At 55.4% G+C, this 11,855-nt stretch carries 11 protein-coding genes and 3 pseudogenes; 8 read left to right on the top strand and 6 right to left on the bottom strand.

Annotated features, from left to right (window positions below; all coding sequences use genetic code 11):
* Positions 1-49: 49 nt before the first annotated feature.
* Entirely contained in the window at positions 50-331 is a 282-nt protein-coding gene (locus RTQ83_RS23805) for a DUF3800 domain-containing protein (RefSeq protein ID WP_312520405.1), read from the bottom strand.
* A 284-nt stretch (positions 332-615) separates the two neighbouring features.
* Positions 616-771, bottom strand: a pseudogene (locus tag RTQ83_RS23800) (transcriptional regulator); the annotation flags it as partial.
* A gap of 296 nt (positions 772-1,067) precedes the next feature.
* On the opposite strand from RTQ83_RS23800, the gene RTQ83_RS23795 reads away from it, so the two are divergent.
* The 7 genes from RTQ83_RS23795 to RTQ83_RS23765 all read left to right on the top strand — a co-directional run bounded on the left by RTQ83_RS23795 (position 1,068) and on the right by RTQ83_RS23765 (position 6,300).
* On the top strand, positions 1,068-1,265 hold the full coding sequence (locus tag RTQ83_RS23795) for a hypothetical protein (protein WP_312520402.1): 198 nt from the start codon (positions 1,068-1,070) through the stop codon (positions 1,263-1,265).
* Between the two features lie 310 nt (positions 1,266-1,575).
* Positions 1,576-3,081, top strand: coding sequence for a pilus assembly protein TadG-related protein (locus tag RTQ83_RS23790; protein ID WP_312520400.1), 1,506 nt, complete (start codon positions 1,576-1,578; stop codon positions 3,079-3,081).
* Positions 3,078-3,584, top strand: a complete 507-nt coding sequence (locus RTQ83_RS23785; RefSeq protein WP_312520397.1) for a TadE/TadG family type IV pilus assembly protein — start codon at positions 3,078-3,080, stop codon at positions 3,582-3,584. Before RTQ83_RS23790 ends, RTQ83_RS23785 begins: the two co-directional genes overlap by 4 nt.
* The gene (locus RTQ83_RS23780; protein ID WP_312520394.1) at positions 3,571-4,161 is read left to right on the top strand and encodes a pilus assembly protein; all 591 of its coding nucleotides are present in this window, start codon (positions 3,571-3,573) and stop codon (positions 4,159-4,161) included. The genes RTQ83_RS23785 and RTQ83_RS23780 overlap by 14 nt, the downstream gene beginning before the upstream one ends.
* Before the next feature lie 966 nt (positions 4,162-5,127).
* Positions 5,128-5,586 (top strand): hypothetical protein, encoded by a 459-nt coding sequence (locus RTQ83_RS23775; RefSeq protein ID WP_312520391.1) that lies wholly within the window; start codon positions 5,128-5,130, stop codon positions 5,584-5,586.
* Between the two features lie 14 nt (positions 5,587-5,600).
* Positions 5,601-5,792: a hypothetical protein gene (locus RTQ83_RS23770; protein WP_312520388.1), complete on the top strand. Its 192-nt coding sequence runs from the start codon at positions 5,601-5,603 to the stop codon at positions 5,790-5,792.
* A gap of 340 nt (positions 5,793-6,132) precedes the next feature.
* Positions 6,133-6,300, top strand: coding sequence for a hypothetical protein (locus RTQ83_RS23765; protein WP_312520387.1), 168 nt, complete (start codon positions 6,133-6,135; stop codon positions 6,298-6,300).
* 74 nt (positions 6,301-6,374) lie between these two features.
* Here the strand turns inward: RTQ83_RS23765 and RTQ83_RS23760 are convergent.
* The 3 genes and pseudogenes from RTQ83_RS23760 to RTQ83_RS23750 form a co-directional block, all read right to left on the bottom strand.
* Positions 6,375-6,491 (bottom strand): annotated as a pseudogene (locus RTQ83_RS23760) (transposase); the annotation flags it as partial.
* A 154-nt stretch (positions 6,492-6,645) separates the two neighbouring features.
* Positions 6,646-8,418: a hypothetical protein gene (locus tag RTQ83_RS23755; protein WP_312520385.1), complete on the bottom strand. Its 1,773-nt coding sequence runs from the start codon at positions 8,416-8,418 to the stop codon at positions 6,646-6,648.
* Positions 8,419-9,356: 938 nt separating this feature from the next.
* Positions 9,357-9,842 carry a type VI immunity family protein gene (locus RTQ83_RS23750; protein ID WP_312520382.1) on the bottom strand — a complete coding sequence of 162 codons (486 nt, stop codon included), beginning with the start codon at positions 9,840-9,842 and terminating at the stop codon, positions 9,357-9,359.
* A gap of 625 nt (positions 9,843-10,467) precedes the next feature.
* On the opposite strand from RTQ83_RS23750, the gene RTQ83_RS23745 reads away from it, so the two are divergent.
* Positions 10,468-11,361, top strand: coding sequence for a LysR family transcriptional regulator (locus RTQ83_RS23745; protein WP_312520380.1), 894 nt, complete (start codon positions 10,468-10,470; stop codon positions 11,359-11,361).
* Between the two features lie 51 nt (positions 11,362-11,412).
* On the opposite strand, the pseudogene RTQ83_RS23740 reads toward RTQ83_RS23745, so the two are convergent.
* A pseudogene (locus RTQ83_RS23740) lies at positions 11,413-11,855 on the bottom strand (methionine synthase); the annotation flags it as partial.

The raw sequence follows: 11,855 nt of genomic DNA, 5'->3' as shown, positions 1-11,855 counted from the left end.
GCCCTTGCCGCTTAACCTCTACTTTTAGCGCGCTCTAAAAATGGGGGGATTACCGGCGCTGATCCTTCACCCGGCTCGATTTCATCTCACCCGTGCCGAAAAACTCTTCCTTGATCGCTTCGATCGCGGACCGCAGGGCCGGGACGTTTTCCTGCTCGACGATGATTGCGAGGATGAGGAAGTATCTGGAGGCGCCGTCCTTCTCCGTAGCAAGATCGTGGTTTCCGGACTCATCTATGTAGGCTGAATAACGGCTCATTGTCGATACATAATTGTTTGGCAACAGTCTACATCGGCTGAGCGTGAAGGCAAGCGGCAGCTTTTGTTGCAAGCCATCAGTAAGGTGTGCGCTAGCGTGCCTAACGAATCGCCGATGTGGACGTAGCCACCTCCTCTGCAAGCAGGAAATCCTTCTGGCAGGCAGTAAAGGACGCAGGGGTCTTGGCGCTGGACAGGTGCGGCGTGTTCACTTCCACCACCCAGCTATGAATCGCCACGATGAATTGCCACCACTATCATAGATACTGCTGAACCATAATGTTAATGCGGACGAAACTTCGTAATTTCTGAAGACGTGCCTCTTTGGAATCAGCCGCTGGCGTTTGTGTTGAGCGATTACACAGCCGCAGTACGCTTGGGCAGCTGGATCAGTGCCTCGGCTGGTATGCCTAGTCCCTTATGCAGTCTTCAGATCATGGGAAGCGTCAAAGGGCGAATCCTATTGAGCACTTCGTACACTCGGTTAGAGTGGCCGATCATTGGTTCGAGGTCTGAACCGCCCTGGCTTTCGTAGAGGCCGGTTAGTTTGAGTCTGGTCGGCAGCAGAGCGTTCGCGATACCATGTACTCAGACTCAATTGCGGAGATCGTGGTCGCGGAAGGGAAAATTCGAGGTAATGCCTGTTGTTGCCGGATCAATGGTCGATGACCTTGGCACGGTATCGTCAATGGTACTGGGCCAGAAGTACGACGAAAATGCTAAGCAATTCATAGGCTTAGCTTATCCATTGATAATCGAGTGGGCATAAGCTCGGAGAAGCACGCGAACTGCTGGCAGAGGCCAAGCGCTTGCTCGCAGCCGGCCGGTCTCCGGCACGCTACAAGGCAGCAACCGCATTGCGCCGTCGCGAGGAGGAGACCTTCGCCACTTGGGCCGAGGAATGGCTTATGCGTTATTCGATGGCCGAATCGACGCGAGACATACGCTGCTCGGTGTATCAGCGTGATCTGCTCAAGGCCCTCGGCCGCCTGAAGCTCAACGAATGACGCTGATGAACTTCGGTCGCTACGCGACCGCATCGCCGACCGGGGCGCTCCTGCGTCGGCGGTGTACGCGCGCGAGATCGCGATACTGGTCTATCGTTACGCGCGGGACCGCGGCGCGAAGCATCCGAATCCTGCGGACGAAATGCGGCCCAGCATTATCGAGCGTTGCTGTTAGCGCCGTTGATCATTATCAAAGATATTTGTATTGTGCTTAGTCAATTGTTGGGCATCAATTGTTTACTTAAATCAATCGTTAAAATCAGTTTGCTTCGAGGATAGAAGAGATGATGTAAACCAATATGGAGGCATCATGCAATCTCCCTGCATTGCAAAAGAAAAGCGCCTCGCAAAGTTCAGCACTACAACGCATTTCTGCTATCAGTCGGGCGCGATTGCCGTCATGGCTGCCTTTGCATTGATAATAATCATTGCCTTCTTCGGGTTGGCATTGGACCTGTCCAGGCTATATAACCGCAAGGTCGAGCTGCAGAGCGTGGCTGATACCCTCGCATTGGCTGCAGCAATGGAACTCAATGGGACAGAGCAGGGAGTCGAGGCGGCGCTGGCAAAAGCTGCCGAGCGGCTTAACGGGACCGTCGCTGGTGCACTCACATACCAATATGGAAGCCATAATCTCGCATGGTCAGCAGACGCGATACGGTTTGCAGCAAGTCCCGATGGCCCTTGGGACAGCGCGAGCGCGACCACTGGCCGGGCAGGCACTCTTCTATATGCAAAGGCTGACACACGCGGCCTGGCCGGTACACACGGGGCCGTCGAAACCTTTTTCGCACGTTTTTTTTCCGATCTGAGCTGGGTGTCTGTAGACGCCCAGGCTGTGGCTGGACGGTCTGCCCTGGGGATCACGCCTTTAGGCATCTGCGCACTGCGGCCTGGCGAGCCGCACCGCGACCATGGCGGGGAACTGGAAGAATACGGCTTCCGGCGCGGCGTATCCTATAACCTCACGCAGCTAGGACCTGACAGCACCCAGCCGCCGCAAATTTTTCTAATCGATCCGCGGGGCGGGTCTGCAAGCGATGCCACGGCTGAAAGAGCTGCACCATATGTTTGCACCGGGACTGTCGACATTGTCCAGGTAAGCGGCACAGATGTCCGTCTTGCAGGGCCCTTTCCGCTTGCGGACTTGTCCCATCATCTGAATTCTCGCTTTGATCTCTATTCAGCCCCTTTTGCTCCCTGTTCGAAGCTTTCCGCTCCCCCCGATGCGAATATCAAGCAGTATTCAGTCAGCGCTACTGGGGGCGTGGCCTGGATGATTGCAGATGCAGGCAGGCTGCAGGCGTCCGCCTCCTCGCAAGAAGGCGGCAAGCTGTGGACCATTGCCGGGCCAGACCAGCCTCCTGCAGGAACGACAGCCGGCATGTTCGGGCCACTATGGGCCTATGCCAAAGCAGCCAGATATTCTTCTTACCAGGCCAGCGGCGGCAAGGAACCGGCTTCCGGTTACAGTACCTTTGGAACCGGAGATTGGGCTGCTCTCTACAACGCGCCGGTTCCGCCGGTACCTAGATTATCGACCTCGCCCGGATACCCAAGCAGGGGAGGCGAAAACTCCCCCTACCTGTCTACTTCATCGAGTTTTCACCGGCAGCCAGCGAACCCGGGCGTTCGTGGACGGCGCATACTCAACTTGCCGCTTCTCAACTGTCCAGTATCTGGCAACTACGCTACTGTTCTAGGTATCGGTAAATTCTTTATGACGGTCCAAGCCAGTTCCACCGCACTTTACGCTGAATTCGGGGGGCTGGCGAATGAAAGCTCTCTTGGCACCCGGATTGATCTCCAGCCATGAATACATCCAACCCGGTTAGATACCGCCGAAATGCGCAAGGAGCCGTGGCGGTCGAAATGGCACTGGTCATTTCGTTCTTTACCATGCTCTTGACGCTGCTTTTGTTTTGGGCTCAAGTGTTCTGGTACTACACCATGGCACACAAGGCTGCCCACGATGCTGCGCGCTTTTTATCCAGAGCGTCCCCAGCAGAAATGCAAACACTTGGCGCGGGTGGTGCGGAGGCTCCAGTTGCGGGAGTGGCCCGATGGATTGTTGATAGCGAGATTGGAGCACTCAGACCAGTTATGCAGCCTTTCTGGATCTACATCGAGTGCGGTACGCGCAGCGCTACGGGGGGGACTGCATTCGGAAATTGCGGATCGAGGATCCCCGAGTTCGTCCGGGTGCGGATGGAACTTGGATTCAACGAAAGCCTATTGCCTGACATGCTATTCGGCTATTTTGGCCAGAACGATTTCACGCTTCAACCAGACGTGGCAATGCGCTATGTTGGCAATTAAGCAAGGTGCCGTTCGGGGCCGTCGGAAGCAAGGGGGCGTAGCAGCAGTTGAGTTCGCGCTTGTGGCGATCGTATTCTTCCTCCTGTTTTTTGGCATCGTCGAACTTGCGCGAGCACTGTACATCTGCAATACGTTGCAAGAAGTGACACGCAGGGCAGCTGCAATGGCCGCGAACGCGGACTTTAGCAGTACGGGCGCAATGAATAGCGTACGCCAGAAGGCGATCTTTCGAGATTCGCCTGGCTTGCTTTTATTTGCTGATCCAATTTCTGACCAGCATATTAAAATCGATTATTTGTCAATCCCTGCGGGTGCGACCAGGCCGGAACCGATAGGCGGGGCATTGCCAGCAAGTCCTGAAGCTAACAGGGAAGTCTGTATGGCTGATCCTAACTGCCCAGAGTGTATCCGGCTCGTACGGGTCCGTATCTGTATGCCTGGCTCAAGCGACTGCGACCCCGTTCCCTATAAGACTTTCGTGTCGATTATTCCCATTCCATTTTCTCTTCCATTATCGACAACTGTAGTAACTGCGGAAACGCTGGGTCTGCATCCTGGACTTCGAAAGTCAATGTAAGGGCACTTTGCCGCAAGGCCCATTGGCTGAGGCGTGGGTTGCCCCGCTGCTGGACCGCGCTCCCTCTGGAAAACTCTATACAGCAGGCCCTCCTATACTGCCGCAGGTTCAGCGCTTGCTGGGACAGTAGGGAAGCGTACGCGATCCAGCCGTAGGCGCTCGCTGGTGGGCAGGATTGGGCAAATGCGTCAATGCGCTTCACGATTGCGGCTGGCGCCGGAACGGAATGCCGAGAGGATTATCTGCATGCTGCTGGTGGCCAGCGGCGGCACTGTTGCCTAGCAGCTGCAGGACCGTGTAAAAAGGGTAAGCAGCTGCTGCTGGCCGTTGACGATGTCCAGCCCTGAACCGGCATCATGGAGAATTGCGGTACCTATAAGATAGGATACATCGCGTCGTTCGTGATCTGCCAGAGGGTCGCGGATGTCATCGAGCAGCTACAGTTCCATCGCTGCTTTCCAACTGTAGAGCCGCTGATAAGGCGAATCAGCAGATTCATGCCGAACAGTGCGCCAACCGTAATCGCATCAATGCTGCTTTGGTAGATGGCCAAACCGATTCTCTATGCAATGAGCTAAATCTCGGAGTTTGGCCGGATTTTACTTACCGGAATACCAGAGGTCTACCGTCAAACAAGCAGCAGTGCCCGCGAGCCAGGTTGGCGCAGGCCGCGATGTGAGCCACAAACGGGAGCGATGGATCAGCGGGATCGGCGGACAGGTAAATCACCTGGAAGTGCTGATTTTAAGACAACTTCACCGCGGTGGCCATGCTGGCAGGGCAGCACCAGCGTGACTGCCCAGTCGGAAAATGGCGGCGGGTTCACTGCGGCTGGCGATGACCGCAGTTGCGCCGGACAGCGTTGCCCGCGCAGCCGGCTTGCCGGTGATCGGTATATGGCCGAGATATCGTGGCAGAATGCGTTATCCGGTGCTGCACGCCGCCCCAAGGCAGGGAATATTCAGCATGAACCGAAGCCAGCCTGTACTCGAACCCGCAGCGGCAGCGGTTGCGCGCGTCCTCGGGAAAGTCGGCGACGTGCAATCGCTGTTGTGGGCCTTCGCTGCCGCGCCGGAAGACATGATCGCGGTCTACGTGGACGGCGACTGGGAATTCGACGGCAGCGGCACGGTCGGCATGGACGCGCTGTTCGGTGCCGTCCCAGCCAGCGTGTCCGGGTCCGCGATCATTTGCGCCTGGGTCGTCAAGGGAGACCTGATGGCGCCGAATGCGATCCTGTGCGACCTCGACCTGGACTGGGCGCCGTCCCTCATCGTCGGCGGCAGCGTGCATGCGCGCGGCATGCTGCTCGGCGGCGGGCACACCAGGATATGCGGGGACCTGTCCCTGCATGGAACACTGTGCGGGGTCTCCAACCACGGAGAGCTGGACGTCTTGGGACCACGAACGCGGACATTATCCTGAGCAGCGACTTCTCCATGGGCCTGTGGGGCGGCGCAAATTGTTCGACCGTGATTTCCCACCATGGCGACCTGAATATCGATGCGCACCACGAGGACGATCTGCAGCACATCCTGCGTCCCGGCCTGGTCGACGCAGAAAGCTATGTAGACGCCTGGGATTTGTGGCAAGTTGTCTCCGCCGGAGCGTCGGTGCTCCGGCCGCGCTGACGCGCGCAGACTACATCAAGCGAGACCTGCAGCGAGGAACCCCGGAATGTTCGCTTCGTTCGAAAAATTCATTATTCAGTACGGCGCGGTCGGCAGTGAGCCAGCTGCTGAGGCACACCGGCGACCTGCAGTACCAATGCGACACGACGGACGACTACCCACGGTACGACGGCCACATCAGGACCTCCTCGCTCTACGCCTGGGCGGTACGCCGGTCACTGGCGAGGTTCTCGATCGGGATATACATTTTATGGAAACGAATCACCGACGCATGAAATCGATGAACCGCATTTAGCGTGTCAAAAAGCGTGACGAATCGGGTTCCGCCATCAACGCGCGGATGGCAGGCATGCAGGGGTCATCAACGTTCGCCTATTGGATCACCGCGGCCGTCGGTGCGCTGACGACTTTCGCCTATTTATGGACCATCAGCTTTTTCCCATCCGGGATGACGCCCGGCGAGGTCCTGTATTTCCTGTTCATTGCACTGGCATTCGCCATCGTGTAAGTGATCATCCTGATTTATGGTGCATTCTCGAAGCTCTGGATATGGAAGGGCACTGCAATGCTTTGTTCACGCATGATGCTATGAATGCTCGCCACGAGCCGCTCGGCTACCTCGGCCGCTGGGTGCCCTAGATCGATCACTTGCTTAACCGCCGCGATCTTGAATTCTTCCGTGTGCCGCTTTCCACTTATGTTGACTCCTTTGCTTAGAATTATGGCTTAGACATATTTTGTGAAGTAGAGGAAATCTAGGGCGAGGTCCTTAATGAATGCATAAGCATCTACGGAACCGGTGATTCATCTATCCAGCAAGTAGCATTCATCGCCAGTCCGTACTGTTTTTCTGTCAGCCGCCAGTCGTGCTGATCACTGCAATTTGCGGCTCGGTGCCTTTGGCTAACGTGCCTGGAAAATTAATAGGCATAGAGTATTCCCTAACTAAATAGACGCCAGCCTGTTTGGTCGGGAATTTAATGGCCCCTCTTACTGAACATTGCTTCAGATTGGCTAGCCCCATCCTCCAGTTCTGAAGCTGGTTGTTGTCGCTACTGTGCAGGGTGAAGTTCACCTCTCCCGTTTTGCGGGCGGGATTGGGATCGAAGGTCGACGTTGCAGTTAGGGGTTGATCTCCACCACAAATGATAGTTGCGGTAGATGAGGCGGTTTTTGTCCAGTCGATGCTACTGCTTGCACTCCCTGAATCTTCGCGAATAATCAGATTGCTTTTCCATGCCATGATTGAACCGTTAATTGCTGGGTCGGCGACATTTAATGGTGTAAATATTTCAGGGGAGCGGTTGACTGGATATCGCACTCTTACTTGGTCGAATTCCACGTCATACCTGGTGCCATCATGATCCGTCGGCTGATTTATTCCTCTTATCGAGTAAGTCAGCACAAACTCATCTGCCTCTGTTTGAGCGGCATACTTTCCAGGAACAGCATACTCTAAAACGAACTCGCAGACTTGGGCGCCATCTGCAGACGAAGCAGGCTTGTTACTGACGAGGCTAGGGGCATTAAAAGGATCGTCTGCATTAACACGCCACATCTTCTTATTGTCAGAGCACTGTTCGGGTGGAACTCCCCTGATCGTTATCTTATGGATGGTTCTACTGCCGGGGACAGCCGGGATTATACTCGATTCGTCAACTTGGGGAGCCACACGTCGCATTCGTTGAGCGAGTTCCTTAGGAGAGGGAAGCGGTTCAAACTTGACGTCCGGCTGACCCTGCTGGTTTAAGGGAATTGCCACCTTGAACGATCTCAGTTTGCTCAACACACCGCTGTTCGCTGACATTGCGGTATTTGCTTTTGCAGCCACAATTCCTGCGTTTATAGCGCCATTAACATCCAGTTTTCCAGTGCTATCACGATTGGTCTCGTCCACGTTGAAGGCTGTAAGTCCTACATTTATCGAGCTCAGCAAATACTCGTTGTTGTACTTCGCACGGGAATACCAGTCGTAGAGCCACATCATTGCCAGCACGTGCTCTTCGGGCGCAGAAGAATTCCACATTTTGAAGAATGGCGAGTTAAACTGTCCGAAAAAGACTGCGAGATTTGTCTTTGTACCTCCAGTGTAAGATGCCTTGAGAGCAGACCTGAATTGGCCCACTGGCATCTCCAACCCGGCGTTCGCTTCAGCTAGCGCCGTTAATGCAGCACCGCAGTCGTGCATAACCATTCCCGATGACGTTTCGGCAGGGATTAGCGTCCCTGCCGAGCTTTCAAGCGCAGTTTGGTAGAGTAACCATCCTTGCCCTTCGGACGTCGGTTTTCCGAACTGCTTTGGATCGGGATAGACCAGAGCGAATGTTCGAGCCAAACTTTGCCTGTCATTCCATAATACTCTTGAATTGAGGTTTATAACTGACTGATTCTGAAGCGCCGCCGGTACGGCTGAAACCAGCTCTGTAACCTCCGGACAAAACCGACATGCCCTCTTTATAATCTTAGGCCGCTCCGGGAGGCAAGTTTGCATCAGTTGTGAATATAGATCCTCCAAATACTTTCCCAGAGTTCCGTCCTGAACAAATGGTGGCTTCTCAGCTACGGCGGTGGTACTCAGTAAGCCCAAAAATAATGCGACGAATAGTTGTTTTAGTTTCGTACTCATTTTCTCTCCGTTTGATCATATAGATTAATTTTCACGAAACGTTTCATTCAGGACGCTTCCATCTTCCTGGGAGAGCGATCCAGTAAATGACGGTAGCAAGTTGCGCACCATCACTAACAATCAACTACTTACTGATGGTTGCAAGATAAAATGTAAAGAAAACCGACACAGTGTCATATGTGTCAGTTGTTAAAGCCTCCGATACCAACGTGTATTCAGTTCGCGTCACTGCAGTGAAACAACAACGAGTTCTTTAATATTGTTCGGTTGTCAAATCGTTAACCTCTCGGCTCTTGTAGAGTGCGGGTTCGTTTAAGTCTGGTCGACACCAGATCCTTCGCGATACCATGAATATAGGACGCAACAGCGGGAATCGTGATCGGGGTGAGGTAAATTCAACGTAATGCCCGTTATTGCCGGGTCAAAAATAGATGACGTTGGTGTGGTATCGTGAATGTTACAGACTAGCGAGGTGCCGGAGACACTTGCGATTCATAGGCTTAGCTCAGCCATTGACAATCGAGTGGAAGTGAGTTCCACCTAGGAAACTTTATCTATGCGTTGTGAGGGCTTACTGCGGCGAGCTTTTTGCTTGGTCTCATCTAGATACGGCTGTCACTGGAAGCCATTTCACAAACCGGCTTTATTTTCTAAATCAGCCAGTTGACGCCTTAGCTTGCCTTTCGTGCCGCCCTATGGTGGAACGTCATGCGCAGCAGTTTCAATGGCAGGCGGTTCGACACGCATGAACGCGCATCGACATAAGCTTGGGTAGTTGGCCATTTTCTCCTAAGCAGCAACTACGTAGCTTGCGGCGCGTGCTTTCGACGTACCTGTTACCGATGCGCAGTCAACTTCGGCTCGTCCAATAGTTTCGCTTTAAACGCCATAAGCTGTTTGACGGGGACGTCGAAACGCTGAAGCCATTGGGTGGCCAACTAGCCGATGAGCCGCGATTCGCTGTTGGCGGATGCGTAGTGCAGCCCAACCTCTTTAGTGCGAATGCTCTGTAAAAGCATATTGGGTAGTACGAGTAACGCCGGGAGTGGCGCCTTGGCCGGCGCGGGCTCAGGCCGTGGGCCGGCTTGGATAACAACTCCAGCGCCATAATCGTGTAGCCAGAACCAGTCCATTGGCAATTCCGAGCGTGAAGTCGATTGGTCACCGATTTTCTTAAGGTAGTCGTGATTAATCGCTGCGAGCCATCCAACAGTCTTGGTTCCTCGGTGTGCGTTGGCTGCGCCAGCTACTGCATCTCCTGCGTCAAAACCCCGAAGTTTTGACGTCACGAACGCTTCGAATGCCTGATATTCTGTGTTGCGCAAGGCAGAAAGCACTAAGCTGTACCCAGCATATCCGTGTGCTGCGTGCAAGCGACGCGCGAATTCGACAAACAACTTCATCTCTACCACCTGCTTGATCATGTCCTGAGCCGGAGGTTTCGTGGTGTCCTTGACGATTACGACATCAGGCCTCCGAGTGTACCCTCGACCCCGCTTGTACGGCACTGGCCGACTCGGGTCCTGCGGCCAAATCTTCTGTGTCCCAGTCGGGAAAAAGCTACGGTTCTTCGTCGCTACTTCCTTGTCCATGAACGGCTCGGGCGGCCGCTTGGTCATGTCATAGGTAACCTCGGGCTTGTAGGGGCTGCATACTTGAGCGCCTCATCAAGCCCCTGAGTCGGGTAGAGACACATTCCTGTTTAAGTGACCGTCCGTCAGCAACGACATTAGGCTGGGCTTGGCACTTGCACATCGCAGAGCATAGGAATTTCTGTCCGAATCACTGAGCTCTGGCTTCTTGACAGGCACAACCGTATTAGTGCTCTCGGGGCTCATGCTAACTGTAGCCAATGGCTGCTTAGGAGGGGCCGAGTTTGGAGTCCTTGATCATTCGATTCGAATGATCAAGGGCTTTTTTGTTCCATGGATCACCTTATTGCGTGGCGCCAATCGACCCGCCCGGTGCGGGACCACGATGGAATCCGTCATGTCGGGCATTCGGGGTGAGGTAAAATAATAGGTTTTCAAAATTACATGGATTCGGCTCATGGCGACGATCGAGCGATCGCATCTGGAAATCCTGCTGGAAGTGCGGCGCCGTGGTTCCGTCACCGCCGCCGCCGAAGCACTGCACCTGAGCCAGTCGGCACTGAGCCATAGCATGCGCAAGCTGGAACAGCAGGTCGGCACCGAGGTGTGGGTCAGGGAAGGCCGTTCGCTGCGGCTGACCCAGGCGGGCGAATACCTGTATACCGTCGCTCAGCGTCTGCTGCCGCAGCTTGAGCTGGCTGAAGAGCAACTGGCCCAGTTCGCCAAGGGCGAGCGCGGCACGCTGCGCATCGGGATGGAATGCCATCCGTGCTACCAGTGGCTGCTGCGCGTGGTCGCTCCCTACCTCGCGGCCTGGCCGCTGGTCGACGTCGATGTCAAGCAAAAATTCCAGTTCGGCGGCATCGACGCGCTGCTGGGCTACGAAATCGATCTGGTGGTCACGCCCGATCCGGTATTGCGCCCCGGCCTGCGTTTCGAGCCGGTATTCGGCTATGAACAGGTGCTGGTGGTACACGCGGGCCATCCGTGGGTGGGCCAGACCGAGGTGAAGCCGGAACAGCTGGCCGAGGAAGTGCTGATCACGTATCCGGTTCCGCTCGATCGCCTCGATGTCTATAATCTGTTCCTGGCCCCGGCCAACTGCGCGCCGCGCAGCCACAAGACCATCGAAACCACCGACATCATGTTGCAGATGGTCGCCAGCGGCCGCGGCGTGACCGCACTGCCGAAGTGGCTGGTCACCGATTATGCGCCCCAGCTCGGCCTGCACACGCTGCGCCTGGGCGCCAAGGGAATCCAGAAACACATCCACCTCGGCGCGCGCGAAGCCGAGTGGGAAACCGACTACCTGCATGCCTTCGTCGCGCTGGCCCGTCAGACCGGCAACTAAGACGAATGAAGGGATGGGCGGCCGTCGCGCCGACCTTCCTGGCGATGGGCTTCAGGCCGAGAGTTCCTTGCGGATGATTTCGGCGCCGGCATTCAGGGCGTGGAGCTTGGCCCGCGCCACACGACGTGACAGCGGCGCCATGCCGCAATTGGTGCAAGGGCAGAGCTTGTCGGCGTCGACGTACTTGAGCGCCTTGCGCAAGGTGTCGGCGACCTGTTCGGGTGTCTCGATGATGTCGCTCGCCACATCGATGGCGCCGACCATCGCTTTCTTGCCGCGAATGAGTTCCATCAACTCCATGGGAACGTGGGAGTTATGGCATTCCAGCGACACGATGTCGATATTCGACTGCTGGATCTTCGGGAATATCCGTTCGTACTGCCGCCATTCGCCGCCCAGGGATTTTTTCCAGTCAGTATTGGCCTTGATGCCGTAGCCATAACAGATGTGGACCGCGGTTTCGCACTTGAGGCCCTCGATGGCCCGTTCCAGCG

Source organism: Massilia sp. (assembly GCF_031995545.1).
In the GTDB taxonomy this organism is placed as follows: Bacteria; Pseudomonadota; Gammaproteobacteria; order Burkholderiales; family Burkholderiaceae_D; genus Telluria.
The sequence above is the reverse complement of the archived record's forward strand: the minus strand, read 5'-3'. Positions and strand labels throughout refer to the sequence as shown.